Origin of the sequence: Streptomyces sp. TRM68367 (assembly GCF_014495685.1) — a bacterium.
GTDB lineage: Bacteria > Actinomycetota > Actinomycetes > Streptomycetales > Streptomycetaceae > Streptomyces.
Map to the genome: position 1 here is coordinate 14,528 of NZ_JACTVI010000048.1, position 25,804 is coordinate 40,331.

Annotated in this window: 20 protein-coding genes, 3 tRNA genes and 1 pseudogene; 8 read left to right on the forward strand and 16 right to left on the reverse strand. The window is 70.2% G+C overall.

The features are described from left to right. Nucleotides 1–276: 276 nt before the first annotated feature. The 7 genes from H8R17_RS26730 to H8R17_RS26760 all read right to left on the reverse strand — a co-directional run bounded on the left by H8R17_RS26730 (nucleotide 277) and on the right by H8R17_RS26760 (nucleotide 8,730). A complete protein-coding gene (locus H8R17_RS26730; RefSeq protein ID WP_187825764.1) occupies nucleotides 277–1,989 on the reverse strand; it encodes an ABC transporter substrate-binding protein in 1,713 nt (570 codons plus the stop codon). A 73-nt stretch (nucleotides 1,990–2,062) separates the two neighbouring features. Continuing rightward, the gene (locus H8R17_RS26735) at nucleotides 2,063–3,103 is read right to left on the reverse strand and encodes an ABC transporter ATP-binding protein (RefSeq protein ID WP_399477315.1); all 1,041 of its coding nucleotides are present in this window, start codon (nucleotides 3,101–3,103) and stop codon (nucleotides 2,063–2,065) included. Further along, nucleotides 3,100–4,137 carry an ABC transporter ATP-binding protein gene (locus H8R17_RS26740; protein ID WP_187825765.1) on the reverse strand — a complete coding sequence of 346 codons (1,038 nt, stop codon included), beginning with the start codon at nucleotides 4,135–4,137 and terminating at the stop codon, nucleotides 3,100–3,102. The genes H8R17_RS26735 and H8R17_RS26740 overlap by 4 nt, the downstream gene beginning before the upstream one ends. Continuing rightward, nucleotides 4,134–5,084: an ABC transporter permease gene (locus H8R17_RS47425; protein ID WP_187825766.1), complete on the reverse strand. Its 951-nt coding sequence runs from the start codon at nucleotides 5,082–5,084 to the stop codon at nucleotides 4,134–4,136. The genes H8R17_RS26740 and H8R17_RS47425 overlap by 4 nt, the downstream gene beginning before the upstream one ends. A 3-nt stretch (nucleotides 5,085–5,087) precedes the next feature. Next, a complete protein-coding gene (locus H8R17_RS26750; protein ID WP_187825767.1) occupies nucleotides 5,088–6,077 on the reverse strand; it encodes an ABC transporter permease in 990 nt (329 codons plus the stop codon). Between the two features lie 10 nt (nucleotides 6,078–6,087). Next, complete coding sequence (locus H8R17_RS26755) at nucleotides 6,088–7,152, reverse strand: LacI family DNA-binding transcriptional regulator (RefSeq protein ID WP_187825768.1); 1,065 nt, start codon at nucleotides 7,150–7,152, stop codon at nucleotides 6,088–6,090. A gap of 105 nt (nucleotides 7,153–7,257) precedes the next feature. Beyond that, nucleotides 7,258–8,730 carry a GH1 family beta-glucosidase gene (locus H8R17_RS26760; protein ID WP_187825769.1) on the reverse strand — a complete coding sequence of 491 codons (1,473 nt, stop codon included), beginning with the start codon at nucleotides 8,728–8,730 and terminating at the stop codon, nucleotides 7,258–7,260. Between the two features lie 308 nt (nucleotides 8,731–9,038). Here H8R17_RS26760 and H8R17_RS48840 point away from each other — a divergent pair, with 308 nt between their 5' ends. Continuing rightward, nucleotides 9,039–9,182 (forward strand): hypothetical protein, encoded by a 144-nt coding sequence (locus tag H8R17_RS48840; protein ID WP_316959543.1) that lies wholly within the window; start codon nucleotides 9,039–9,041, stop codon nucleotides 9,180–9,182. Nucleotides 9,183–9,303: 121 nt separating this feature from the next. Here H8R17_RS48840 and H8R17_RS26770 read toward each other — a convergent pair whose 3' ends face one another. Further along, the gene (locus H8R17_RS26770; protein ID WP_187825771.1) at nucleotides 9,304–10,062 is read right to left on the reverse strand and encodes a GntR family transcriptional regulator; all 759 of its coding nucleotides are present in this window, start codon (nucleotides 10,060–10,062) and stop codon (nucleotides 9,304–9,306) included. Nucleotides 10,063–10,291: 229 nt separating this feature from the next. Between H8R17_RS26770 and H8R17_RS26775 the strand changes: the two genes are divergently transcribed. Next, a complete protein-coding gene (locus H8R17_RS26775; RefSeq protein WP_262505530.1) occupies nucleotides 10,292–10,543 on the forward strand; it encodes a hypothetical protein in 252 nt (83 codons plus the stop codon). Continuing rightward, complete coding sequence (locus tag H8R17_RS26780) at nucleotides 10,540–10,779, forward strand: hypothetical protein (protein ID WP_187825773.1); 240 nt, start codon at nucleotides 10,540–10,542, stop codon at nucleotides 10,777–10,779. The genes H8R17_RS26775 and H8R17_RS26780 overlap by 4 nt, the downstream gene beginning before the upstream one ends. A gap of 378 nt (nucleotides 10,780–11,157) precedes the next feature. Here the strand turns inward: H8R17_RS26780 and H8R17_RS26785 are convergent. The 3 genes from H8R17_RS26785 to H8R17_RS26795 form a co-directional block, all read right to left on the reverse strand. Next, a tRNA-Ile gene (locus H8R17_RS26785) sits at nucleotides 11,158–11,234 on the reverse strand. A 180-nt stretch (nucleotides 11,235–11,414) separates the two neighbouring features. Then, nucleotides 11,415–11,487 (reverse strand) — tRNA-Asn (locus H8R17_RS26790). A gap of 5 nt (nucleotides 11,488–11,492) precedes the next feature. After that, a tRNA-Asn gene (locus H8R17_RS26795) sits at nucleotides 11,493–11,565 on the reverse strand. A gap of 158 nt (nucleotides 11,566–11,723) precedes the next feature. Between H8R17_RS26795 and H8R17_RS26800 the strand changes: the two genes are divergently transcribed. From H8R17_RS26800 to H8R17_RS26815, 4 genes are all read left to right on the forward strand, one after another. Next, the gene (locus tag H8R17_RS26800; protein ID WP_187825774.1) at nucleotides 11,724–12,029 is read left to right on the forward strand and encodes a YtxH domain-containing protein; all 306 of its coding nucleotides are present in this window, start codon (nucleotides 11,724–11,726) and stop codon (nucleotides 12,027–12,029) included. Nucleotides 12,030–12,185: 156 nt separating this feature from the next. After that, complete coding sequence (locus tag H8R17_RS26805; RefSeq protein ID WP_187825775.1) at nucleotides 12,186–13,640, forward strand: FGGY family carbohydrate kinase; 1,455 nt, start codon at nucleotides 12,186–12,188, stop codon at nucleotides 13,638–13,640. 166 nt (nucleotides 13,641–13,806) lie between these two features. Further along, nucleotides 13,807–15,540, forward strand: a complete 1,734-nt coding sequence (locus H8R17_RS26810; protein WP_187825776.1) for an ABC transporter ATP-binding protein — start codon at nucleotides 13,807–13,809, stop codon at nucleotides 15,538–15,540. Beyond that, the gene (locus tag H8R17_RS26815) at nucleotides 15,540–17,468 is read left to right on the forward strand and encodes an ABC transporter ATP-binding protein (RefSeq protein WP_187825777.1); all 1,929 of its coding nucleotides are present in this window, start codon (nucleotides 15,540–15,542) and stop codon (nucleotides 17,466–17,468) included. The genes H8R17_RS26810 and H8R17_RS26815 overlap by 1 nt, the downstream gene beginning before the upstream one ends. Nucleotides 17,469–17,645: 177 nt before the next feature. Here H8R17_RS26815 and H8R17_RS26820 read toward each other — a convergent pair. The 5 genes and pseudogenes from H8R17_RS26820 to H8R17_RS26840 all read right to left on the reverse strand — a co-directional run bounded on the left by H8R17_RS26820 (nucleotide 17,646) and on the right by H8R17_RS26840 (nucleotide 24,711). Then, nucleotides 17,646–18,934, reverse strand: a pseudogene (locus H8R17_RS26820) (RNA polymerase sigma factor). 158 nt (nucleotides 18,935–19,092) lie between these two features. Beyond that, a complete protein-coding gene (gene dnaG, locus H8R17_RS26825; RefSeq protein ID WP_187825779.1) occupies nucleotides 19,093–21,006 on the reverse strand; it encodes a DNA primase in 1,914 nt (637 codons plus the stop codon). 38 nt (nucleotides 21,007–21,044) lie between these two features. Next, on the reverse strand, nucleotides 21,045–22,310 hold the full coding sequence (locus H8R17_RS26830) for an NAD(P)/FAD-dependent oxidoreductase (protein ID WP_187825780.1): 1,266 nt from the start codon (nucleotides 22,308–22,310) through the stop codon (nucleotides 21,045–21,047). Between the two features lie 156 nt (nucleotides 22,311–22,466). Beyond that, entirely contained in the window at nucleotides 22,467–23,735 is a 1,269-nt protein-coding gene (locus tag H8R17_RS26835) for a deoxyguanosinetriphosphate triphosphohydrolase (protein ID WP_187825781.1), read from the reverse strand. Between the two features lie 142 nt (nucleotides 23,736–23,877). Then, nucleotides 23,878–24,711 (reverse strand): sirohydrochlorin chelatase, encoded by an 834-nt coding sequence (locus H8R17_RS26840; RefSeq protein ID WP_262505531.1) that lies wholly within the window; start codon nucleotides 24,709–24,711, stop codon nucleotides 23,878–23,880. Between the two features lie 212 nt (nucleotides 24,712–24,923). On the opposite strand from H8R17_RS26840, the gene H8R17_RS26845 reads away from it, so the two are divergent. Then, on the forward strand, nucleotides 24,924–25,613 hold the full coding sequence (locus H8R17_RS26845) for a vancomycin high temperature exclusion protein (RefSeq protein WP_187825782.1): 690 nt from the start codon (nucleotides 24,924–24,926) through the stop codon (nucleotides 25,611–25,613). The last annotated feature ends 191 nt before the right edge of the window (nucleotides 25,614–25,804 follow it).

Genomic DNA, 25,804 nt, shown 5'->3' on the forward strand with positions numbered 1-25,804 from the left:
CCGTTCCGGCGAAGCCGCGAGCGGCCTGCCGAACGATCCACCCCGAGACGATCACCGGCCCGACCCTCCGCTCACACCAGACCCGTGACCTGCGCGTGCAGCCTGGAATTTCCCTATTGCTCGGCGGCGACCGCGAAGATCGGTCGCCGCTGAGCGTCCTCTCGCCCATGTGAGGACGATCTTGCCGGTGGTGTGCCGGCCAGGCCAGGCCGGACCTGATGGCACGCCGATATGGAGGTTGATGGACGCCCGCGCTGTTGCCCGCGCCCCTTGGCGCTATGGACGGGGCGCCAGGTGCAGGATGAGGTACTCGTACGCCTGGCTGTTCGGGGACGGGTTGACGTACGGGTTCTTCTCGTTCGGCCAGCCGGTGAAGTTGGAGTCGTTGTACTCGTACCAGGCCGCGCCGTAGAGAACCGGCACGGCCGGGACGTCGTTGGACATGATCTGCTGGAGGGTGTTCAGCGCCGCCTTCTCGGACGCCTCGTTCGTGGCGTTCTCGTAGGTCTTGACGGCCTTCCTGACCGCGGCGGAGTCGTACTTGCTGAAGTCACCGGCGGCCGGCTTGCCGACCGGTGCGCCGAGGCTGGGGTCCAGGATGTACTGCAGACGCTGGAACGCCGTGCTGCCCTGGCCCCAGTGGATCGCCGCGTCGTACTTGCCGGTGGTGATCGCGGTGTTCCAGCTGTTGAAGTCGAAGGCGCCGTTGGCGCTGACGTTGAAGCCCAGCGAGTTCAGGTCCTTCGCCATCGCCTGTGCTCCGCACCAGTAGTCGGTGAAGGAGTTCGGGTCGATGATGGTGAACTTGATGGTCTTGCCGTTCTTGGTCCACTTGCCGCTGCTGTTCTTGCGCCAGCCGGCGCCGCTGAGCAGCGAGTTGACCTTGGTGGTGTCGGCCTTGGGCTTGAGGTCGCCCGCCAGGGCGGGGTCGAGCGAGTCCTGGTCGGTGGGCAGCAGCAGGCCGCTGGAGGAGGTTGCCGGGTTCTCGTAGTTGGTCTCGCACTGGCTGGCGTAGGACTGTCGGTTGAGGCCGGCGCTGATGGCCTTGCGTACCGCGGTGTCGGCCAGGGCCGGCGCGGTGGTGCTCTTCGTGTTGAGGAGCAGGGAGACGGTGTTGGAGGCCGGGAAGTACGGTGCGGTCGCCTGGAACAGGTGGTTGTGGGCCGGGTCCTTGCCAACGAAGGCCGTCTGCACGTCGTTGATGTCGTTGCCGGTGAGGTCGATCTGGCCCGAGGTCAGTGCCAGGGTGGCGGCGTTGTTCGTGGCGTAGGCGGGGAAGGAGACCCGCTGAACCTTGGGATTGCCCTGCCAGAAGGTCGGATTGACCTTGTAGGCGACGTCCTGTGGGGTGAACTTGTCGACCAGGTAGGGGCCGGTGCCGATGGCCTGGTCGGCTTTGATGACGGCGGTGGCGGGGGACTTGATGGCGGACCAGATGTGTTCGGGGACGATCAGCTGGTTGGCGATGCCGATGAAGTTGGCCTTCTGCGGCGCGTCGTAGGTGAGCACGACGGTCGTGGCGTTGGGCGTGGTGATGCGGCTGGGTATCGGCGCGCCGCCCGTGTTGGCGGCCGGGTTGGCCTTCAGCAGGTCGAAGGTGAACTTCACGTCCTGGGAGGTGAAGTCCTTGCCGTCGCTCCACTTGACGCCTGGCCGCAGGGTCAGCGTCAGCGTCTTGTTGCCGCCCGACCAGGCGAAGGTTTTGGCCAGCCATGGGATCGGCGCCTGGTCCGGCTTCAGGGTGTTGATCTGGAACAGCGGCTCGTAGGTCAGGGACCGGGCGTTCTCGATGCTGCTGAAGGAGTTGGTGTCGAAGGGGTTGAAGTCCTGGGTGAAGGACGGGGCCGGGCTGCTCTCGACGACCAGGGTCATGGCCTTGGCGGAGCCGCCGGCTGAGCTCGAGCCGCCGCCCGCGCTGGTGCAGGCGGTCACGCCCAGTGCGATGACAGCCGCCATGGCGACTGCTCTGGTGTTGGTGGTGCGACTCATGGAACGAACGCTCCTTTGCGGCCGTGCTTTGTTGAGGGTGCTGGAGGTGGGTCAGCGGGTGATTGCTGGTCGATCAACCGGCCGACACGGGTGCGTGGTCGGGGCTCTGCAGCCAGCAGGCGGCGACGTGCTCGTCGCTGTCCACCGGCAGCGTGGGAGGCGCGGACGTTCGGCAGACGTCCATCGCGAAGGGGCAGCGCGGGTGGAAGCGGCAGCCGCTGGGCGGGTCGATCAGGCTCGGCGGGGCGCCACGCCCGCGCAGCACGACGGGCTCGGACCGGCTGGGGTTGGGGGCTGCGCTGAGCAGCAGCTGGGTGTAGGGGTGGGCGGGGAAGTCGGTGATCTGCTCGGCCGGTCCGGACTCGACGACCTGCCCGGCGTACATGACCGCCACCGTGTCGGCCAGGTAGCGGGCCGACGCGATGTCGTGGGTGACGTAGAGGATGGCCAGCCGCTCCTGCTCGCGCAGCTCGTCCAGCAGGTTGAGCACGCCGAGCCGGATGGACACGTCGAGCATGGAGACCGGTTCGTCGGCGAGCAGCACCCGCGGCTGCACCGCCAGGCCGCGGGCGATGGCCACGCGCTGGCGCTGGCCGCCGGAGAGCTCGTGCGGGAACTTGTCGATGTACCGGTCAGCGGGGCTCAGCGCCACCCGCTCCAGCAGGTCCTCCGCCAGTGCGTCGAGTCCGGCGCCGCGGGCCCCGCGGTGCAGCTTGAGCGGACGCCGAAGGTGGTAGCGGACGCTGTGCACGCCGTTGAGCGAGGAGAAGGGATCCTGCAGGACCAGGTGCACCTGGCTGGTGTAGGCGCGCCGGGCCCGGGCACTGGTGCCGACCGGTTCGCCGTCCAGCAGCAGTTCGCCCGAGGTCGGCGTGATCAGGTGACTAAGCAGCCTGGCCAGGGTGGACTTGCCGGAGCCGGACTCGCCGACGACGGAGGTGACCGTGCTCTCCGGCAGGGCCAGCGAGATGTCCTCGACGGCGTGCACCACCCGGCCGCGGCGCAGGCCGTCGTGAACCGGGAAGTGTTTGGTGAGGTGGCGGGCCTCAAGGGCGGGCGTGCCCGGCCGGCGCGGGCCGTGCACCACGGTGGCGGTGGCCTCGGAGGTGTTCACAGGGCGCTCCCAAGGGCTCGGGCGAGAGGGGCGGGGACGGCCTCGACGCCGTCGTGCAGCCAGCAGGCGACCGCGCGGTTGCCGGACTCTCCGGCGGGGGTGAGGAGCCCCGGGATGTCCTTGCGGCAGCGGTCCAGGGCGTAGCGGCAGCGGGGGTGGAAGGCGCAGCCGTCCGGGAGCGCGGTGAGGGAGGGTGGGGAGCCGGGGATGCCCTCCATCCTCACCCGTTCGCCGTGCAGTGCGGGGAAGGAGTTCAGCAGTCCCAGGGAGTAGGGGTGGCGGGGGGCGTGGAACAGCTCCTGGGCGGCGGCGAGTTCCACGATCCGTCCCGCGTACATGATGGCGATGGTGTCGGCCAGCTCGAGCAGGAGCGAGAGGTCGTGGGTGATGAAGACGATGGCGAAGCCGAGCCGGACCTTGAGCTGCATCAGCTCTTCGAGGATCTCCCGCTGCGTCACCACGTCGAGTGCGGTGGTGGGTTCGTCCATGATGACCACCTGCGGCTCCAACGCCAGCGCCATCGCGATCATCACCCGCTGGCGCATGCCGCCGGAGAGCTCGTGCGGGTAGCTGCGCAGCCGGTCCTCGCTGATGCCCACCAGCCGCAGCAACTCCACGGCGCGCTCCCGGCGTTGGGATGCGGTCAGGTGTGCGCGGTGTGCCCTGAGCGCGTCGGTCAGCTGGGCCTCGATCCGCGCCACCGGGTTGAGCGCGTGCATGGCGCTCTGGAAGACCACCGAGAGCTGGTCCCATCGCACCTTGCGCAGCGTGGCGGCGTCGGCCTCGAACAGGTCGACCACGCCGTCGCGGCCGTGGAAGCGCGCCTCGCCGCCGGTGATCACGCCGGGGGCGCGCAGCAGCCGGGTGACGGCGTAGGCCAGGGTGGACTTGCCCGAGCCCGACTCGCCTGCCAGGCCGAGGACTTCGCCCTTGTGCAGGGTGAGTGTGGCGTTGGTGACGGCGCGGACGCCGCCCGGTCCGACGCCGTAGTCGACGCAGAGGTCGCGGACTTCGAGGACGGGTTCGAGGGTCACTGCGCGGCCCCCTTCGTGAGAGCGCTCTCGATAGCGGGTGCGGATGCCTGCCTGAGGACCGGGGTGTGGCCCAGGCGGAAGGTCACTCCGCGGGCCCGGCCGGTGCGGGCCGAGGTGAGGCGGGGGTTGATGATCTCGTCGATGCCGAAGTTGATCAGTGCCAGCGACATGCCGAACAGGGCGACGGCGAGGGCCGGTGGCAGGTACCACCACCAGTAACCGCTGGAGGCGGCGCCGGAGGCCTGGGCCTCGTTCAGCACCGTGCCCCAAGTGACCGAGGCCGGGTTGATCACGCCCAGCCAGCTCAGCGCGGTGTAGGTCCCGATGCCGTAGATCACCGTGAAGATGAACGAGGAGGCCAGGATCGGCAGCAGGTTGGGCAGGATCTCGAAGAGGATGATCCGCCACCGGCGCTCGCCGATGACCCGGGCCGACTCCACGTAGTCCTGCCCGCGCAGGGCCAGCGTCTGCGCCCGCAGCACGCGGGCTCCCCAGGCCCAGGCGGTGAGCGCGATGACCGAACCGATCAGGAACGGGTTTGCAGTCTCGTCGGGCGGCAGCGGCTTCATCACCACCATCAGGATCAGCAGACCGGGCAGCGCCAGGAAGATGTTGGTGAGCGCGGAGAGCAGGTCGTCCGTGAGGCCGCCCACGAAGCCGGCGGTGACGCCGACCAGCACCGAGAGCATGGACGCGAGCACACCGGCCAGGAAGGAGATGAGCAGCGGGTCCCGGCCGCCGGCTAGCAGGCGGGAGAACAAGTCGTGCTGCGACTGGTCGGTGCCCAGCCAGAACTTCCCTGAGGGCGGCAGCGGGATTCCGCTGCTGCGGTTGGCCTGCCAGTCGACGGAATGCGGTGCCAGCATCGGCCCGAACAATGCGAGCAGCAGGAACACGAACAGCAGGGCGAGTCCGGTGACCACCTTGGGGGAGCGGAGGATGCGCATCGCTCAGGCCTCCTTGCGGGCGCGGGGGTCCAGGGCGACATAGGCGATGTCGGCCAGCAGGTTGGCGGCGAGCACCGTGAAAACGACGACGAGCAGGATTCCCTGCATCAGCGGGTAGTCGCCGGCCAGGATGGCCTGGTAGATCTCCCAGCCGACGCCGGGATAGGTGAAGACGATCTCGGTGACGATCGAGCCGGTCACCACCAGACTGATCGACAGGGCGAAGTTGGAGATGCTCGGCAGGATCGCGTTGCGGGCGGCGACCGCGGCAACCCGCCACCGCGGCAAGCCCTTTGCGGCGGCGACCAGGACGTAGTCCTCGTCCATCGTGGTGATCATCATGTTGCGCATGCCGATGATCCATCCGGCGACGGACGCGAGCGCCACGGTCAGCGCGGGCAGGGCGCCGTGCTCGATGACGCTGGTGACGAAGGGACCGTTCCAGCCTTCGGTGAGGTTGGTGCCGCGGCCGATGTCGTAGCCGTTCTGGTACGGAAACAGTTTGCCGAAGTACCCGAGGGTCATCATCACCAGGAAGGCGAGGATGAAGTAGGGCACCGCCTGGAAGAAGGTGGCCGCCGGCAGCAGGGCGTCGAGCAGTCCACTGCGCTTCCAGCCGACGACGATGCCGATGAAGGTGCCGACCAGGAAGGCCAGGATGGTGGCGGTGCCGATCAGTCCGATGGTCCAGGGCAAGTCGCCGGCGAGGACCGAGGTGACAGGGACCGACTTGGAGGTGGAGACGCCCAGGTCGCCTTGGAGCAGATGGCCGAGGTAGGCGAGGTACTGGGAGAGCATGCTCTGGTGGGTGCCGACGCCGTACTGTGCCTCGAGCGCCTCCAGCGAGGCCTTGCTGATGGTGGCCGCGCGCATTTGGGAGAGCACGTTCTGCAGAGCGTTGCCGGGAAGCAGCCGTGCCAGGAAGAAGTTGAGCGTCACCGCGGCGTAGGCGGCAAGGGCGTAGAAGCCCAGCCGACGGAGAAGGGTCCGCATGGTCGGCCCCTCACCCTATGGGGCGCCAGAGGCGCGGGGTCAGCGGCTCGGCGGGGCAGCCGCAGCTTTCGCGGCGGACGAGCTCGGTCGGCAGCACGATGTCGCCCACTGGCTCGGCCGGTGACGACGGGTCAGCTGAGATCATCGCGTGGAGCACCTCGAAGGCTCTGGCGCCGATCTCCTGGATGGGCTGACGCACCGTGGTCAGCTGCGGCCGGAGATGGCGCGCGAAGGGCAGGTCGTCGAAGCCGGTCACGGCGACGTCGCCGGGGACGTCGAGGCCGTACTCGGTCAGGGCGTAGATGACGCCCAGGGCGGTCTGGTCGTTGGCGCAGGCGATGGCGCGGGGCAGGGTGGCCCCCAGGGAGATCAGCCCGCGGATGATCTCCACGCCGCCGGCGGCGGAGTAGTCGCCCTGCCAGGCGGGGCCGGTGAGCACCTCCGCGCCCAGGGCCTGTGCCTGTTCGGTGAAGGACCGGCTGCGGACGATGTTGTCCGGGCTGTCCGCGTGTCCGGCGATGTAGGCGAGACGGCGGTAGCCGTGGTCCTCGACCAGGTGCCGGGCCAGCTCCCGCATGTTGGCGGCGCACTCGCTGCGCACGTTGGCCACATCGGTACCGGGCCGGCCCGCCAGGGACACCACTGGCGTGGTGCGGGCGATGGCGCTGATTCCGGAGCGGGTGAGCACTTGGTCGTGCAGGATCAGGCCGTCGCATTTGCCGGCGATCGTCATGATCCGGTCGGGCGGGGTGCGTTCGTCGATGGTGACGGAGCGCACCAGGAGGTCGAAGCCCCGGCGCTGGGCCGCGATCTCGATGCCCCGGTTGATCTGGTCGCCGAAGAGCAGGTTCTCGGACTCGTCGGTACCGCCGTCGTCCGTGTTGCAGGGCCGCCGGAAGACCACGCCCACCACGTGTTTCAGCCGGCTGCTGAGGGCGCGTGCCGCGCCGTCGGGAACGAAGCCGAGCTCGGCGACGGCCTTCATCACCCGTTCCCGGGTGGCCGGGCGGGTGTTGTCCCGCCCGTTCAGCACCCGCGACACCGAGGAGATGGACACGCCCGCGCGCCGCGCCACGTCGTAGATCGTCGGGGGGGAGTCAGGTTTGGATCGTACGTTCACCTACTGCCTCCGGCAGCTGTGTTGCGCTGATCGGCTCTCGCGGCGCATGGGCGGTGGCGGTCAGGCGGGGACCGACGACGGGGCTACGGCGCCGCGCCGGATCGTCTCCGCGTACCAGCGGGCGCTGCTCTTGGGTGTGCGTTGCTGTGTGGCGAAGTCCACGTACACGAGGCCGAAACGCTTCGCGTAGCCGTAGGCCCACTCGAAGTTGTCCAGCAGCGACCACAGGAAGTAGCCCCGCACGGGCACCCCGGCGTCGATCGCATGGTGCACCGCGGCCAGGTGCTGCTGCACGTAGGCGATGCGTTCCGGGTCGCGGACCTCCCCCTCCGGGTTGGGGTAGTCCTCGCAGGCGATTCCGTTCTCCGTGATGAAGACCGGCAGCTCGGGCGCCTCCGCGTGCACCCGCGCCAGCAGGTCGCTGAGTCCCGTAGGGTCGATGCTCCAGCGCATCGCCGTCAATTCGCCCGGCGGCTGGTGGAAGTCGACGCGCTCCGCTCCCGGCCAGGGCGAGAAGCGGCTGTTGCCGTGGCCGTCCGCGCCCGCGTTACCGCCACCGCCCGAAACGAGCGTCGGCGCGTAGTAGTTGACGCCCAGTTGGTCCAGCGGGGCGGAGGTCGCGGTCAGGTCGGCGGGGTGCACCAGCCCGTCCCAGTCGACCAGGTGCGCGGTGTCCGCCTGCAGGTCCTGGTCGTAACGGCCGTGCAGGATCGGGCCCAGGAAGATGCGGTTGCCCACCGCGTCGATGCGCCGGGCGGCGTCCGCGTCCTCGGCGGAGTCCGTGAGCGCGCGGACCTGATGAAGGTTGAGTGAGATCGACAGCTCCGCCTGCGGGACTGCCGCCCGCACCGCAGCGACGCCACGCCCGTGCGCCAGGTTGAGGTGGTGCGCCGCCCGCAGGGCGGCCGCCGGGTCGGTCCGGCCCGGGGCGTGCACGCCCGAGCCGTAGCCGAGGAAGGCCGCGCACCAGGGTTCGTTGAGCGTGGTCCAGTACCGGACCCGGTCGCCCAAGGCGGCCGCGGCCAAGCCGGCGTACTCGCCGAAGCGTTCGGCGGTGCCGCGCACCGGCCAGCCACCCGCGTCCTCCAACTCCTGCGGCAGGTCCCAGTGGTAGAGCGTGGCCACCGGCATGATGCCCGCTCCCAGCAGCTCGTCCACCAGCTGCCGGTAGAAGTCCAGTCCTCGCTCGACCGCCGGTCCACGGCCGGTGGGCTGGATGCGCGGCCAGGAGAGCGAGAAGCGGTAGGCCTTCAGACCCAGCTCCTTCATCAGGGCGACGTCCTCGCGGAAGCGGTGGAAGTGGTTCACGGCGATGTCGCCGGTATCGCCGTGGTGCACCCGCCCCGGAATGCGCGCGAAGGTGTCCCAGATGGATGGGGTGCGGCCGCCTTCCTGTGCGGCCCCCTCGATCTGGTAGGCCGAGGTCGCGGCCCCCCACAGGAAGTCCGACGGGAAGTGAAGGTACGCGTCATCAGCATCCTGCTCGCCGACCAGCGGCGACGGGATGGTTGCTCGGGCTTGGACAGGAGTCATACGGGAGTGCTCCCAAGCTGAGTGTGTGCTTCACAGCTGCGCGGGCGCGTCTGGCGAGGAGAGCGGAAGCGCGGGCGACCTGACTGGAAGCGCTACCAATGCGACGCCGGGAATGCTCTGCCCGCTGAGATCGTGGCGTCAAGGGATGACCGGCACGCTCACCTGATTCTTGTGGAAGCGCTTCCGAACTCTTGCCCTCACCGTCGGGGAGCGTCGGTGTCGGCCGCGTAGACGGCGTCGGCGAAGCCGTCCAGTGCGCGGGCGCACTCCTCGAGCGCCTTCGCGGCAGGCTCACGTCCTGGAGCGCCATGACAGGCGCCCGGTCCGATGTCCAGGACCACGAGCACAGGATCCGCACCCTCGAACGCGCCCGCTGGCCGATGCCCACGATCGGCGTCCTCGCCGGTGTGGCAGGCGCCGCTACGGGAGCCCTTGCGCTGTTCGCCCGCTGAAACGTCACGCCCCCTGCACGGCCACCACGGCGTGCAGGGGGCGCTTTGTCATGCCCGGGGTCGGGACTGATGCGCACCTTCGCGCTGGTCACCGCCAGGGGTACGCATTGATGCGTACCCTTCAGTCGTCGAGCTGGATGCGGAAGTCGACGATGGTGGTGTCGCCGCGGCGCACGATCGGGTGGGCGACCTCGACGACCCGGCCGGTATAAGCGATGTGCCGACGCGTATACCGCAGGACAGGGACACCGGATCCGAAGCGGAGCGTCGCCGCCTCCAGCTCGGTCGGCATGCCCGCCTGGAACGACTCCGTGATCTCGGTGACGCGGATACCGAGCGTCCCCAGCTGCGCGCGAGTGCCGCCCGGCCACGGCTCGTTGATCGGGTCGGCGACCGGCGTACCCGCCACGTCCGACCACCGCAGGTAGCTGGTGGACATCTGGGTGGGCTGGTCGTTGTCGTAGAACACGAAGTGCCGCGCGAGCAGCTGCTCGCCGACCTCGCACTCGAACAGGGCCGCCAGCTCGGCGTCGGCCTCCACCTGCTCGAACCGCTTGTCGAGCCGGTACTCGGTCCAGCCGATGCCCTGGTCGCGGGTGTAGGGCGTGGACTTGCCGTCGGGTACGGAGCGGTAGCGGTCGGCCGCCATGCGGTGGATCGGGGGCCGCGACCGCACGCGCGTGCCAGCGCGGGCCCGGCTCTCGGTCAGGCCTTCGCTGGCGAGCAGGCGCAGCGCGTTGCGGACCGGGGCTTCGGATACCCCGTACTCGGCGCATAGCTCGGGGATCGTTGGGATCTGGTCGCCTGGCCCGAACTCCCCGCCCGGAGAGATGCGGCGTCGCAGGTCGGCGGCGATCCGCAGGTACTCAGGCTGTGCCACCAAGGCACCCCCACTTCGACGATCACGTCAATCCGGATACACATACTCTCCCGTCCCGCTTGACCGGCGCCAATCACCCCGACAATCTGTATACGGATAAGAGCTATACGTATACAGAAATCAGGGAAGTCGGGGGACAGCCATGCCCGAGTCAGGTCACACGTGGCATAAGGCTTTCAAGGCCGAACCCATCGAGGCTTGCCACATCCGACTGTGGACCGCCGGCCGAGTGAAACACCCCGACGCACCGCTCATCGCCGACGAGTTGTACGTCGCCGTACTCGCCTCCGGCGCCCCCGTCATCCAGATGACCCTCTCGACGGCCGGGAGCCGCATCCGAATCACCGCAACGGGCCCCGACCCGCTGGCCCTCATCAGCAGCCGCGGCCCAGGCTGGCAGATCATCACGGGCCTCTGTCACAGCGCCGGGCTAACCACAGACGAGTGCGGACTGTGGGCGCAGTTAGGGACGAACCAGTGACCTGGCGCCCGAAACCGCCGCCCGCGACGGACCTGAGCCGAGCACGGTACTCCGGCTGGGCTTGCTGCTGGTGCGGCACCTCGCTGATGCGCGGCGGCATCAGCGCCGGTATCGCTCGCGGACGGATCGGCGCCCACGTCCTCGACATCGAGGTCTACGCCTGCGGGCCGAAGTGCCCGAAGCGACCCCGCCGTCCGCAGCCCACCCCGGAGACCGACACCCGAGGAGACACCTGATGTTCTGTGCACGCTGCGACAAGCCACTCTGGGGCAAGGACTACGACACCATCACCGTCCACAGCCCGACCGGCGCCGGAGACACCATCTACGTGTGCAAGGGCGGTGCAAGCCGAAGCCCCGCAAGAGCAGCCCATCCGAATGCCGCTGACCCTCGACCCCGTCACCGGCGTGGTACGCCGATCGCACCGGTGACGGATCCCCGCGGCCCCGGCCTGGCGACCCTCGACGCCAGCCGGGGCCGCTCCATGTCTTGATCGTCTGCACTTCGGTTGAGCTTCGACTGAGCTAACGATCTCCTGCGGGTCACTCCGCGCGCCCGGGAGCAGGAGGATGCACAGGCGGCGCAGGTAGAAACGGTTCTCCTCGCGTAGCGAGTGGTGGGGCGGGTGGGACTCGAACCCACGGCCGACGGATTATGAGTCCGCTGCTCTAACCGGCTGAGCTACCGCCCCCAAAGCGGCGTGTCGCGTACATGTGTGCGCGCCGTCTGCCGCAGCATAGCCGCTCATACGATCTCCTGCCTCGGATGGTCGGCTTCCCCACGGCCTACGCGACCTTGAAGACTCCACAGCCCTCCGCGCGGTTCCCCGGGACATGAAAAAGGACCCCGACGGGGGTCCTCGTTCAGCATGCTCCCCCGACTGGACTCGAACCAGTAACCTGCCGGTTAACAGCCGGCTGCTCTGCCAATTGAGCTACGGAGGACTGAGCTCCCCCGACTGGACTCGAACCAGTAACCTGCCGGTTAACAGCCGGCTGCTCTGCCAATTGAGCTACGGAGGAATGCCTCGTTGCATCGAACGTACCTACCTGGGTATCCGCCAGGGGGCGCGCGCTCGCTGCGACACATACATTAGCGCAAGCAGGGGGGTGCTCCGCCAATCGGTACTCCCCGGCATCGACGCCGCACCGGAGACCTACGCAAGAGAAGGGTGGCCGCCATGCGTTACCGGCTCACGTTCGTCGCAGGACTCGCTGTCGGTTACGTGCTGGGCACGAAGGCCGGGCGCGAGCGCTACGAGGAGTTGATGAAGTCCGCCCGCCAGGTCGCGCAGAACCCCGCGGTCCGCAACACCGCCGAGACGGCCGCCCAACAGGGCCGCCACTACGCGGGCCGCGCCTACCACGCCGTCAGCGACCGGGTCGGCGACCACATGCCCGACTCGGTGTCCGAACGCGTCCGCTCCCTGCGCGAACGCAGCACCCGCAACGGCGGCAAGGACGACTGGGGCACCAGCGACACGTGATCCCGGGGCGCATGAAAACCCAGGGCGCGCGGACCAACTTGAGGGGGGCGGGGAACTGCGCGACCAGCCACGACGTACCCGCACCCGACCCAGCACAGGCACCCCGACGGCGCCCACGGCTCAAGCCAAGCGCAGCGGTACGGCAGAATTTTGGCCATGGGGATAGTCGCCGGGTTGGACAGTTCGCCCGATTTCACTCGTATCGTCGTCTGTGACACGGACACGGGCGCCGTGCTCAGGCAGGGATATGCACCGCACCCGGTGGAGAGCACCGACGGCGGCGGCCGGCCCTCCGACGTCGACCCGCAGGCCTGGCTGCTGTCCCTGGGCGAGGCGGCGGGCGGCGGCCTCCTCGAGGGCGTCCAGGCCATCGGCGTCTCGGCGCAGCAGAACGCGGTCGTGCCGCTGGACGCACAGGGGGGCACCGTGCGCCCGGCGATGGTCGGCGGCGACAAGCGGACGCAGGTCGCGGCGGCCGACCTGGTGGACGCGCTCGGCGGACGTGAGGCGTGGGCGCAGGCCGTGGGCTGTGTGCCGCAGGCCGCGCAGCCGGTGACGAAGCTGCGCTGGCTGGCCAGGACCGAGCCGGAGAACGCCGTACGCACCGCGGTCCTCATGCAGGCGCACGACTGGCTGGTGTGGCAGTTGCTGGGGCGGCCGGTCAGGAGAACCACCGACCGGGGCGGTGCCTCGGGGACCGGGTACTGGTCGGCGGCGACCGGCGCCTACCGGCCCGACCTGGTGGAGCTGGCGCTCGGACACCAGGTGATGCTGCCGGAGGTGATCGGCCCGGCGGACGCGGCCGGTACGACGCCGGAGGGGCTGCTGATCTCCGCGGGGACAGGCGAGACGATGGCCGCCGCGTTCGGGCTCGGGATCGGGCTCGGCGATGCCGTGGTGTCGCTGGGCGCGTCCGGATCCGTGATGGCCGTGCATCCCGAGGCGCTGCTCGACGGGAGCGGGATGATCACCGCGCTGGCCGACGCGACCGGCATGCACCTGCCGGTCGTCACCACCCTGAACGCCGTACGGACCCTGCGCGGGACCGCCGAGCTGCTCGGGGTGCCGGATCTGGAGAGCCTGTCCGAGCTGGCGATGAAGTCGACGCCGGGGTCGCACGGGCTGGTGCTGCTGCCCTATCTGGAGGGTGAGCGGACGCCGAACCTGCCGCACACCGCCGGGACCCTGGTGGGCCTCAGGCGCGAGTCGATGCGGCCGGAGCATCTGGCGCGGGCCGCGTTCGAGGGCATGCTGTGCGGGCTCGCCGACGCGCTGGACGTGCTGCGCAAGCGCGGCGTCGAGGTACGGCGGGTCTTCCTGCTGGGGGCGGCGGCCGAGCTGTCGGCCGTGCAGGCGGCGGCGCCCGCGCTGTTCGGGGCACAGGTCGTGGTGCCGCAGCCCGCGGACTACGCCGCGGTCGGCTCCGCCCGGCAGGCGGCCTGGGCGCTCGGGGTGTCGCAGGGCACCCTCGACCCGCGCACCCCGCCGGTGTGGCAGGGCGCGGTCGCTCAGGTGCTGGAGCCGGGCGAGGAGCTGGCGGTGGGTCAGGCGGTGCGCCAGCAGTTCGTGTCGGTACGGGAGCAGATCCATCCGGGGGCGTTCGGACCGTAGACCCGTCCGGGGGCGTTTGGACCGCAGGGCGTAGGGCCGATGGCGGACAGCGGGTCGTTCCTTGGGCCGCTGTTGGCTTAATCGGTTGAGGTAACGCGGGTGGAGTGTCCGACGATAGGGGCCAAGGGCAACCAACCGCCCCATCGTCGACTCCGAGAGAAGCAGCGTGCTCATACGACTTCTGCGGACCTACCTCAGGCCCTACAAGAGACCCATCGCTTTACTGGTGCTGCTGCAGTTCCTGCAGACCTGCGCCACCCTCTACCTGCCCACGCTGAACGCGGACATCATCGACGACGGCGTCGTGAAGGGCGACACCGGTTACATTCTCGGCCACGGCGGACTGATGATCGGCATCTCCCTGGTGCAGGTCGTGTGCAACATCGGTGCCGTGTTCTACGGCGCCCGGACCGCTGCGGCGCTGGGCCGGGACGTACGGGCCGCCGTGTTCGACCGGGTGCAGTCGTTCTCCGCGCGTGAGGTGGGCCACTTCGGCGCCCCGTCACTGATCACCCGGACCACGAACGACGTGCAGCAGGTCCAGATGCTGACCCTGATGACGTTCACGCTGCTGGTGTCGGCGCCGATCATGTGCGTCGGCGGCATCGTGCTCGCGCTCGGTCTGGACGTGCCGCTGTCCGGGGTGCTGGTCGGCGTGGTGCCCGTGCTGGGCGTCTCGGTGACGTTGATCGTGCGGCGGCTGCGCCCGCTGTTCCGGACCATGCAGGAGCGTCTCGACACGGTGAACCGGGTGCTGCGCGAGCAGATCACCGGCAACCGCGTGATCCGCGCCTTCGTCCGGGACCAGTACGAGGAGCAGCGCTTCCGGAAGGCGAACGCCTCGCTGACCGACGTGTCGCTGGGCACCGGCAACCTGCTGGCGCTGATGTTCCCGGTGGTCATGACGGTGGTGAACCTGTCGTCGATCGCGGTGGTGTGGTTCGGCGCGCACCGCATCGACAGCGGCGGGATGCAGATCGGCGACCTGACCGCGTTCCTCGCCTACCTCATGCAGATCGTCATGTCCGTGATGATGGCCACCTTCATGTTCATGATGGTGCCGCGCGCGGAGGTGTGCGCCGAGCGCATCCACGAGGTGCTGGACACCGAGTCGAGCGTCGTGCCGCCGTCCGCGCCGGTGCGCGCGCTGCGCCGGCACGGGCATCTGGAGGTCCGCGGGGCCGGCTTCCGCTTCCCCGGTGCCGAGGAGCCGGTGCTGAAGGCGGTCGACCTGGTGGCCAGGCCCGGTGAGACGACCGCCGTGATCGGCTCGACCGGCAGCGGCAAGTCCACGCTGCTGGGGCTGGTCCCCCGGCTGTTCGACGCCACCGACGGTCAGGTTCTGGTGGACGGCGAGGACGTACGGACCATCGATCAGCAGGTCCTCGCGAAGACGGTCGGGCTGGTGCCGCAGAAGCCGTATCTGTTCGCGGGCACGGTGGCCACCAACCTGCGGTACGGCAATCCGGACGCCACGGACGAGGAGCTGTGGCACGCGCTGGAGGTGGCGCAGGCCAAGGACTTCGTGTCCCGGCTGGAAGGCGGGCTGAACGCGCCGATCGCGCAGGGAGGCACCAATGTCTCCGGCGGTCAGCGCCAGCGCCTGGCCATCGCCCGCACGCTGGTGCAGCGCCCGGAGATCTACCTCTTCGACGACTCCTTCTCCGCGCTCGACTACCAGACCGATGCCCTGCTGCGTACGGCGCTCGGGCAGGAGACGGCCGAGGCGACCGTGGTGATCGTCGCCCAGCGGGTGGCGACCATCCGGGACGCCGACCGGATCCTGGTCCTCGACGAGGGCCGGGTCGTCGGCACGGGCACGCACCACGAGCTGATGGCGGACAACGAGACGTACCGGGAGATCGTGCTCTCCCAGCTGACGGAAGCGGAGGCTGCCTGATGGCCGGGCCTGCGGCGCGGATGATGGCCGGGGGCGGCCCCGATCAGCGCTCGATGGATTTCAAGGGGTCGGGCAAACGGCTCGTCGCCCACTTCAAACCGGAACGGCTGACGATCTACGGGCTGCTGGCGTGCGTGGTCGTGAGCGTGGCGCTCAACTCGATCGGGCCGTGGATCCTCGGTAAGGCCACCGACCTGGTCTTCGCCGGGATCATCGGGCGGCAGATGCCGTCCGGGGCCTCGAAGGAGCAGGTCCTCGACTCCATGCGGGAGCGCGGCGACGACGGCGTGGCGGACATGCTCCGCGGTACGGACTTCACGCCGGGCAAGGGCATCGACTTCGGTGCCGTCGGGGGCGTGCTGCTGCTGGCGCTGGGCGTGTTCCTGGTGGCCGGGCTGCTGATGGCGGTGGCGACGCGGCTGGTGAACCGGGCGGTCAACCGCACGATGTACCGGATGCGGGAGGACGTGCAGACCAAGCTGTCGCGGCTGCCGCTGTCGTACTTCGACAAGCGGCAGCGCGGCGAGGTGCTGTCGCGGGCGACGAACGACATCGACAACATCGGGCAGACGCTCCAGCAGTCGATGGGCCAGCTGATCAACTCGGTGCTGACCATCATCGGCGTGCTCGTGATGATGTTCTACGTCTCCTGGCTGCTGGCGCTGGTCGCGCTGGTGACCGTGCCGCTGTCGTTCGTCGTCGCCACGCGCGTCGGGAAGCGGTCGCAGCCGCACTTCGTGCAGCAGTGGCGCTCGACGGGCAGGCTCAACGCGCACGTCGAGGAGATGTACACCGGGCACAACCTGGTGAAGGTGTTCGGCCGGCAGGAGGAGTCGGCGCAGCAGTTCGCAGAGCAGAACGAGGCGCTGTACGAGGCGGGGTTCAGGGCGCAGTTCAACAGCGGGATGATGCAGCCGCTGATGATGTTCGTCTCGAACCTCAACTACGTGCTGGTGGCCGTGGTCGGTGGTCTGCGGGTCGCGTCGGGCGCCCTGTCGATCGGGGACGTGCAGGCCTTCATCCAGTACTCGCGGCAGTTCTCGATGCCGCTGACGCAGGTGGCGTCGATGGCGAACCTGGTGCAGTCGGGGGTCGCGTCGGCGGAGCGGATCTTCGAGCTGCTGGACGCGGAGGAGCAGGCCGCGGATCCCGTGCCGGGGGTGCGGCCGGAGGAACTGCGCGGGCGGGTGGCGCTGGAGCGGGTGTCGTTCCGGTACGACCCCGAGAAGCCGCTGATCGAGGATCTGTCGCTGACGGTGGAGCCGGGGCACACGGTGGCCATCGTGGGGCCGACGGGAGCGGGGAAGACCACGCTGGTCAATCTGCTCATGCGGTTCTACGAGGTGTCCGGCGGGCGCATCACGCTCGACGGCGTCGACATCGCCCGGATGTCCCGGGACGAACTGCGCGCCGGGATCGGGATGGTGTTGCAGGACACGTGGCTGTTCGGCGGGACGATCGCGGAGAACATCGCGTACGGGGCGGCGCGTGAGGTGACGCGCGGGGAGATCGAGGAGGCGGCGCGGGCTGCGCACGCCGACCGGTTCGTCCGGACGCTGCCGGACGGTTACGACACGGTGATCGACGACGAGGGTACGGGGGTGTCCGCCGGTGAGAAGCAGCTGATCACCATTGCGCGGGCGTTCCTGTCGGATCCGGTGATCCTGGTGCTGGACGAGGCGACGTCGTCGGTCGACACCCGGACGGAGGTCCTGATCCAGAAGGCCATGGCGAAGCTGGCCCACGGTCGGACCTCGTTCGTGATCGCGCACCGGCTGTCGACGATTCGGGACGCGGACACGATTCTGGTAATGGAGAACGGGTCGATCGTGGAGCAGGGTGCGCATGAGGAGCTGTTGGCGGCGGATGGTGCGTATGCCCGGCTGTACAAGGCGCAGTTCGCGCAGGCGGTGGCCGAGGTCGACTGAGGTGTGCCCCGGCGCTGGGGGGCTGTCGGGTGGGTTTCGCTTGTGGGCGCCACCCCAGCGGCACGACGGCCCGCGGCTACGGCGGCAGGCCCGCCGCGGCAGCTCCCCGCTGCCGGGTGGGCGCTGCCCGCCGGTGGGGCTGCCCGCGGTTGTGTCCGGGACAGCGGCAGCCTGCGCTCAGTCCAGGTAGCCCCTCAGCTGGTCGGCGAAGGCGTGGTCCCTCAGTTTGTTGAGGGTTTTGGACTCTATCTGCCTTATGCGTTCGCGGGTGACGCCGAAGATGCGGCCTATCTCCTCCAGGGTGCGGGGGCGTCCGTCGGCCAGGCCGTAGCGGAGTTGGACCACCTTGCGCTCCCGTTCACCCAGGGTCGACAGCACCGCTTCCAGGTGCTCCCGGAGCAACAGGAACGCCGCCGACTCCACGGGGCTCGCGGCGTCGCCGTCCTCTATCAGGTCGCCGAGGGCCACGTCGTCCTCCTCGCCGACCGGGGCGTGCAGGGAGACCGGTTCCTGGGCGAGCCGGAGGACCTCGCTGACGCGTCCGGGCGCCAGTTCGAGGTGCGCGGCGACCTCTTCGGAGGTCGGTTCGTAGCCGCGTTCCTGCAGCATGCGGCGCTGGACGCGGACGACCCGGTTGATCAGCTCGACGACGTGGACCGGTACCCGTATCGTCCGGGCCTGGTCGGCCAGCGCGCGGGACATGGCCTGGCGGATCCACCAGGTGGCGTACGTGGAGAACTTGTAGCCGCGGGCATAGTCGAACTTCTCCACGGCCCGGATGAGCCCGAGGTTGCCCTCCTGGACGAGGTCGAGCATGGTCAGGCCGCGGCCGATGTACCGTTTGGCGACGGAGACCACGAGCCTCAGGTTCGCCTCGATCAGGCGCCGTTTGGCCATGCGGCCCATGACGACCAGCTTGTCGAGGTCGAGGGCGAGCTGGCTGTCCAGGTCGGGGGTGAGCCGCAGTTTCTCCTCGGCGAACAGACCGGCCTCGACGCGGCGGGCGAGTTCGACCTCCTCGGCCGCGGTCAGCAGGGGGATGCGACCGATCTCGCGCAGGTACTGGCGGAACAGGTCCGAGGACGGCCCGCCGGTCTCGGTGCGGGCGGGCGGCGGCTCGACGGGCTCGGGGGCCTCCAACGCCTCGGCGGGCGGCGCAGGCGTGTCGTCCGGCCCCGTCTCGGGGTGGAGTACGACACGGCTCTGCAACGCCGCGACGAGGACGTCGGTCTCCGCGTCCGGCTCCGTGCCGTCAGCGCCGATGGCGGTACTGCTCTCGGTCTGGGTGAGGGTCTGGGTCTGCACGGGGCGACCTCCAGGATGATCGCTGCTGAGGTGTGCGGCAGCGGTACTTCGGGGGCGGAGTCGGCGGCCTCGCCGCTGTCCGTCCCGTTCGCGATGAGTGGAACGGCGGGGGTGTACGACCCGTGGGGGACGGATCGGCCGCGCTCCGAGGACTCAGGCACCGGAACCAGTGTGGGGTAAGACACATCGCCGCCACGAGAGGCGTGCGATGACTTTTTGCGTCCGGTCCGTGACCGGGCGGTTACTCAGGTCGGTGGTGCGCCACCTCGGGATCTCAGACCCCGAGCCGCGGGCGAACCAGGCTCCACAGCGCCCACCCTCACAACGCCGCCGCCCCCTGCTCCCGCAACGCCTGGTCGTACTGCTGCAGTACCCACAGCTCGTTCTGTACGGCGGCCAGCTGGGCCGGGTCGCCGCCGGTGCCGAGGCGGGTGAGCTGGCTCTGGATGTCGCGGATGCGGCGTTCCACGGCGCGGCGGCGGACGGTGACCAGTTGGGCGCCCGCGTAGGTCTGGTCGACCTCGCGGCGCAGCAGGATGGGCTCCACCGCGAGTTCCGTGACCATCGCGCGGATGGTGTCGTCCGGCGCGGCCTCGCGGACGCGGACCAGGTACTCCTGCGGGTCCGGTACGCCGTACTCCGCGCCGCCCGCGTCCAGGACGGTCTGGCGTACGGCCGCGTACGGCGGGGCGGTGAACTCGTCGACGCCGTACGCGTCGAAGGCCGGGGAGACCAACTCGGGGCGCTGGAGGGCGAGTTTGAGCAGCTCGCGTTCGGTGGCGTAGACGGGGTTGCGGAGGTTGAGCGCCGGGCCGCGGGGGGCGGCGGGGCGGGCGGGGGCGTCGTACGCGCGCGTGGACTGCTGCTGGGCCGACGGGCCGCCGCCCTTGCCGCCGCGCTCGCGGGCCCAGCGGGCCAGCTGGGCGACCCGCTTGACGACGAACTGCGTGTCGAGGATGCCGAGCATGCCGGCGAGCTGTACGGCGACCTCGTGCTGGGCGCCGCTGTTCTTGATGCGGGCGACGATCGGGGCGGCCTCGTCCAGCGCCGCTGCCCGGCCCGCGGGGGTGTCCAGGTCGTACCGGCTCATGATCTGGCGGAGCGCGAACTCGAAGAGCGGCGTGCGCGGTTCGGCCAGGTCGGCGACCGCCTCGTCGCCCTTCGCCAGGCGCAGCTCGCAGGGGTCCATGCCGTCCGGGGCGATCGCGATGTATGTCTCGGCGGCGAACTTCTGGTCGTCCTCGAAGGCGCGCAGGGCCGCCTTCTGGCCGGCCGCGTCGCCGTCGAAGGTGAAGATGACGCGGGCCGAGCCGTTGTCCATGAGGAGCCTGCGGAGGATCTTGATGTGGTCGCCGCCGAAGGCCGTGCCGCAGGTGGCGATGGCGGTCGTGACGCCCGCGAGGTGGCAGGCCATGACGTCCGTGTAGCCCTCGACGACCACCGCGCGGCTCGACTTCGCGATCTCCTTCTTCGCCAGGTCGATGCCGTACAGGACCTGGGACTTGCGGTAGATCGCCGTGTCGGGGGTGTTGAGGTACTTCGGGCCGTTGTCCGCCTCGTACAGCTTGCGCGCGCCGAAGCCCACCACGTCGCCGCCGATGTCGCGGATGGGCCACATCAGGCGGCCCCGGAAGCGGTCGATCGGGCCGCGGCGGCCCTCCTGGGAGAGGCCGGACAGGAGCAGTTCCTTGTCGGTGAATCCCTTGCCGCGCAGATAGCGGGTGAGGTGGTCCCAGCCCTGGGGGCTGTAGCCGACGCCGAAGTGGACCGCGGCGGCCTGGTCGAAGCCGCGCTCGGCGAGGAAGACGCGGCCGGTGTCGGCCTCGGGGCTGGTGGCGAGCTGTTCCGCGTACCACTCGGCGGCGATCTTGTGGGCCTCGACCAGGCGGATGCGCTCGCCGCGCTGGTGAGCGGGATTGTACCCGCCCTCCTCGTAGCGCAGCGTGATGCCGGCCTGCGCGGCCAGCCTTTCGACCGCCTCCGAGAAGGAGAGGTGGTCGATCTTCATCACGAACGTGATGGTGTCGCCGCCCTCCTGGCAGCCGAAGCAGTGGAAGAGCCCCTTGCTAGGGCTGACCTGGAAGGACGGCGACTTCTCGTCGTGGAACGGGCACAGCCCCTTGAGGTTCCCGCCGCCCGCGTTCCGCAGCTGGAGGTACTCGGACACCACGGCATCGATCGGGACCGCGTCCCGTACCGCTTTCACGTCCTCGTCGTTGATCCGTCCAGCCACGCGTGAATTCTACGGGGACGGACTGACAGCAACGGCCCTCAGGAAACCAGGCTGTCCAGCGGAACGTGCGGGTCCGCAAGTGCCTCCGTGTTCACCTGGGTCTTGCCGCGGACCAGGCGCTGGATCGGGTCCGTGACGTCCCACACGTTCACGTTCATCCCGGCCAGTACCTGGCCCTCCTTCACCCAGAAGGCGACGAACTCGCGCTTGCCGGCGTCTCCCCGGATCACCACTTCGTCGTACGAGCCGGGGGGCGCCCAGCCGGAGTACTCCATGCCCAGGTCGTACTGGTCGGTGAAGAAGTAGGGCAGGCGGTCGTACGTGACGTCCTGTCCCAGCATCGCGCGCGCCGCCGCCGGCCCCCCGTTGAGCGCGTTGGCCCAGTGTTCGACGCGCAGCCGGGTGTCGAAGAGGACGTGCGGGAAGGACGCGACGTCACCGGCCGCGTAGATGTCGGGGTCGGAGGTGCGCAGCTGTTCGTCGACCACGACGCCGCCGCCGTACGCCCGGTCGGCGATCTCCAGCCCGGCCGCCTCCGCCAGAGAGACCCGCGGGGCGGCGCCGATGGCGGCCAGGACGGCGTGGGCGGGGTGCTCCTCGCCGTCGTCCGTGCGGGCCGCGAGCACCATGCCGTCCTGCCCGGCGATCTCGGTGAGCCTGGCGCCGAAGTGGAAGCGGACGCCGTGTGCGCGGTGCAGGTCGGTGAAGAGCTGCCCGAGTTCGGGGCCGAGCACCGAGTGCAGCGGGGTCTGGCCCGAGTGGACCACGGTGACCTCCGCGCCGTACTCGCGGGCCGCCGCCGCGACCTCCAGGCCGATCCAGCCGGCGCCCGCGATCACCAGGTGGCCGTTGTCCCGGCCGAGCGAGGTCAGGACGCCCTTGAGGCGCTCGGCGTGGGCGAGCCGGCGCAGGTGGTGGACGCCCGCGAGGCCCGTGCCCGGAATGTCCAGGCGGCGCGGCTCGGCGCCGGTGGCCAGCAGCAGCTTGTCGTAGTGCACGACCGTGCCGTCCTCGCCGAACCGGACGGTCTTCGCGGCGCGGTCGATCGCGTCGACGGTCTGGCCGAGGTGCAGCTCGATGTCGTTGCGCGCGTACCAGGCAGGCTCGTGCACGAAGACGCTGTCGCGCTCCTCCTTGCCGAGGAGGTAGCCCTTGGAGAGGGGCGGGCGCTCGTACGGGTGGTCGCGTTCGTCGCAGATCAGTATCACGCGGCCGCTGAAGCCCTCCGTACGGAGCGTCTCGGCCGCCTTCGCGCCGGCGAGACCTCCTCCGACGATGACGATTGTCTGATCCTCGTCGACCACTTGATGCCTCCTCGTAACGGTGCCGCCACATGCGAGCGTCCCGCACGCAGGGTGATGCGGGAAGAGGGAGTGGCCCGATCAGGCCACGCAGGGTCACGTTCGGGGCCGGTCCGGGTCACGGACGGCCCAACCTGTGCCATCCCGATACGTCCAGTGTCACGCCTGCCCGGTCAGACGCGCGTGAAGCGAGCGGGCCGAGGCGTCGGTCAGGGAGGCGATCTGGTCGACGAGCACGCGCTTGCGGGCGCGGTCGTCGGGCGCCCGGTCGAACAGCACCCGGAACTGGGGATCCAGGCCGTCCGGGGCGCGGACGGTGAGCGCCTCGGCGAGTTCGGCGACCACGATGCGCTGGTCGGCGCGCAGCAGCTCCTGTTCGGCGCGCTGCATGACGTACCGGTCGGCGACCGCCTTGAGCACCGCGCACTCCATGCGGGTCTCGCGCGGTACGACGAGTTCGGCGCCGTATCTCGTCAGCCGTCCGCTGCCGTACGCCGCGCGCGTGGCGCCCTCGGCGGCGAGACAGAAGCGGCCGATGAGCTGGCTGGTGGCGTCCTTCAGGCGGGCCTGGGCGACCGCGGTGCCGTCGTAGCCGTGCGGCCACCACTCCTGGGCCTGGAGCCGGTCGAGGGCGGCCGACAGTTCGGCCGGGTCGGTGCCGGCGGGGACGTACCGGCCGGCGGCGACCGCGAACACGGCCTGCCGTTCGGGTCCGGCGTGCAGGGAGGCGGGGTCGACGTGGCCGGCGTGCAGGCCGTCCTCGACGTCGTGCACCGAGTAGGCCACGTCGTCGGACCAGTCCATGACCTGGGCCTCGAAGCAGGTGCGGGTGCCGGGGGCCTCCTTGCGGACCCAGTCGAAGACGGGGCGGTCGTCCTCGTAGACGCCGAACTTCGGGGAGGCCGGGGCGGTGGGGTGGCCGCCGCGGGGCCAGGGGTACTTGGTGGCGGCGTCGAGGGCGGCGCGGGTGAGATTGAGGCCGACGGAGCCTTCGGGGGTGAACCGTTTCGGTTCGATGCGGGTGAGCAGTCTCAGGGACTGCGCGTTGCCCTCGAAGCCGCCGCAGTCCTCGGCGAACTCGTTGAGGGCCTGTTCGCCGTTGTGGCCGAAGGGCGGGTGGCCGAGGTCGTGGGAGAGGCAGGCGGCTTCGACGAGGTCGGGGTCGCAGCCGAGGGCCGCGCCGAGTTCGCGGCCGACCTGGGCGCACTCCAGGGAGTGGGTGAGGCGGGTGCGGGGGCTGGCGTCCCACGCGGGGCCCATGGTGCCGGGCGTTACCACTTGGGTTTTGCCGGCGAGTCTTCTGAGGGCGGCGGAGTGGAGGATGCGGGCGCGGTCGCGTTGGAAGGCGGTGCGGCCGGGGCGTTTGTCTGGTTCCGGGGCCCAGCGCTCGGCTGACACCGGGTCGTATCCAGGCGGGGGTGCGGGCATGTTTCGACAGTATGCGCCCACTCGTCTGCCTGGTTCTGTTTCGGGCGCGTGCGGGTTCGTCGTGGCTTGTCGCGCCCGCGCGGCGGGGCCGCATGTCGATACAGCCCCGCGCCCCTTCGGGGCGTGTCCCTCGCCCTTGGGATCAAGCTGACGCCAGTGCCGGTTCCGTGGTGGCTACGCGGGCCTCGTCGTAGCGGTGGAGGATCAGGTGGGCCATCGCGGGGTGGGCGCCCAGGGGGGCCGAGGCGATCCAGGGGGCCTTCGCCGCGCATTCTGCTGCGAAGCGGCCCGGGGCCGTGAAGTACGACGCTACGGCGATGCGGTGGCGGCCTCGGGCCGTGAGGGTACGTACGGCGGATTCGACCGTGGGGGTCGCGGCGGAGGCGTAGGCCGGGATGACGGGGACGCCCAGGCGGTCGGCGAGGAGGTGGGCGGTGTGGCCCGTGTCGGTCTTCGCGTGGGGGTCGCGGGAGCCTGCCGCGGCGAGGACGATGCCGCTCACGCGGCGGGTGGCGGCGTCCGTGTGCGTGGGCCAGCCGGACTCGACCAGGCGGTCGTGGAGGGCCTCCACCAGGAGGGGGTGGGGGCCCAAGGGGGCCGTCAGGCGTGCGTGTACGTCCGCTTCGGCGGCCATCTCGGGGATGTCCCGCTTGACGTGGTAGCCGCGGCTGAGCAGGAGTGGGACGAGGACGGCCTCGTCGGCGCCGAGGCCGGCGAGCGTGTCGGGGAGCAGGGGCTCGTTCAGCTCGATGTGGCCGAGGTGGACGGGGAGGCCGGGGCGCAGGGCGCGGACCTGGTCGAGGAGGGCGCGGACGGTGCTCAGGGCGCGCGGGTCGCGGCTGCCGTGGGCCACGACGACGAGGGCGGGCCGGCCCGGGCGGCGTCGGCCGTTCAGCGGCGAGACGAGGCCGAGCTGGGTCGAGAGCTGACTGCTGATCCGGTTCATGAGGTACGCCGTACTGTCGAGGTCCGTCATGCACCGATGGTGGCGGCGGGACGTTGCCGCCCCGTTGCACGGGCATGACGGGTGTTTTCCAGCGGTTCACGGTGCCCTGCACCGGCTGTGTGAGCTGGCGTGACCTGCGGTTTCGGCGCGCGGAGTGAGACTGGTCACGGCCGGGACCCGAACCGTGGGCCGCGCCGGAGCGTTCCTTCTTGTCGAGAGACCGACTGGGGAGGGACCGTCCGATGCGCCGACCGAAGCTGCGCCGGCCCCGTCTGCCGCGCACGCGCACCGGGCAGCGGCGGCTCGTGCAGGCCGTGATGGCCGCGTGCGCGCTGGCGCTGCTGCCGGCGGCCTGGATTCACGTCAGCACGGACGACCGGCTCCGGACGACCGCGGACGTGCCGCGCACCGAGGTCGCCGTGGTCTTCGGCGCGGGCCTGTGGGACGGCGAGCCGTCGCCGTACCTCGCGCACCGGCTGGACGCGGCGGCGGAGCTGTACCGGGCGGGGCGGATCGAGGTGGTGCTCGTCACCGGCGACAACAGCCGGGAGGGCTACGACGAGCCGGACGCGATGCGCGCCTATCTGACGCGGCGCGGGGTGCCGGACGGGCGGATCGTCAGCGACTACGCGGGGTTCGACACCTGGGACTCCTGCGTGCGCGCGAAGAAGATCTTCGGGGTGGACCGGGCCGTGCTGATCAGCCAGGGCTTCCACATCCGGCGCGCGGTCGCGCTGTGTCAGGAGGCGGGGGTGTCGTCGTACGGCGTCGGGGTCGACGAGGCGCACAACGCCACCTGGTACTACGGGGGCGTCCGGGAGATCCTCGCGGCGGGCAAGGCGGCCCTGGACGTGGTGTTCGAGCCGGATCCACGGTTCCTCGGGCCGAGGGAGCCGGGCGTGGAGCGGGCGCTGACGGCAGCGGCGGAGTGACTTCGTGCAGTCCGCGCGCTCTCGCACGCCGGGCTTGACGCGCTCGGAAGCCGGACGCGTCCCGCCGGAGCCGGGGAAGGTCCTGTACTACGCGTACCAGTGACCCGACAGGCAACGTTTGCCCGTCAAGGAGCGGCGTCCGGTGCGTGCTCTCGGCGTGCCGGCCGGAAGCCCTCGTACTGGACGTACTT

What these genes read in the sequence shown, in the direction of transcription:
- H8R17_RS26730 (WP_187825764.1), bottom strand. Translation starts at nt 1,989, where the DNA reads ATGAGTCGCACCACCAACACCAGAGCAGTCGCCATGGCGGCTGTCATC.
- H8R17_RS47425 (WP_187825766.1), bottom strand. Translation starts at nt 5,084, where the DNA reads ATGCGCATCCTCCGCTCCCCCAAGGTGGTCACCGGACTCGCCCTGCTG.
- H8R17_RS26750 (WP_187825767.1), bottom strand. Translation starts at nt 6,077, where the DNA reads ATGCGGACCCTTCTCCGTCGGCTGGGCTTCTACGCCCTTGCCGCCTAC.
- H8R17_RS26760 (WP_187825769.1), bottom strand. Translation starts at nt 8,730, where the DNA reads ATGACTCCTGTCCAAGCCCGAGCAACCATCCCGTCGCCGCTGGTCGGC.
- H8R17_RS48840 (WP_316959543.1), top strand. Translation starts at nt 9,039, where the DNA reads ATGACAGGCGCCCGGTCCGATGTCCAGGACCACGAGCACAGGATCCGC.
- H8R17_RS26800 (WP_187825774.1), top strand. Translation starts at nt 11,724, where the DNA reads ATGCGTTACCGGCTCACGTTCGTCGCAGGACTCGCTGTCGGTTACGTG.
- H8R17_RS26805 (WP_187825775.1), top strand. Translation starts at nt 12,186, where the DNA reads ATGGGGATAGTCGCCGGGTTGGACAGTTCGCCCGATTTCACTCGTATC.
- H8R17_RS26815 (WP_187825777.1), top strand. Translation starts at nt 15,540, where the DNA reads ATGGCCGGGCCTGCGGCGCGGATGATGGCCGGGGGCGGCCCCGATCAG.
- H8R17_RS26835 (WP_187825781.1), bottom strand. Translation starts at nt 23,735, where the DNA reads ATGCCCGCACCCCCGCCTGGATACGACCCGGTGTCAGCCGAGCGCTGG.
- H8R17_RS26840 (WP_262505531.1), bottom strand. Translation starts at nt 24,711, where the DNA reads ATGACGGACCTCGACAGTACGGCGTACCTCATGAACCGGATCAGCAGT.
- H8R17_RS26845 (WP_187825782.1), top strand. Translation starts at nt 24,924, where the DNA reads ATGCGCCGACCGAAGCTGCGCCGGCCCCGTCTGCCGCGCACGCGCACC.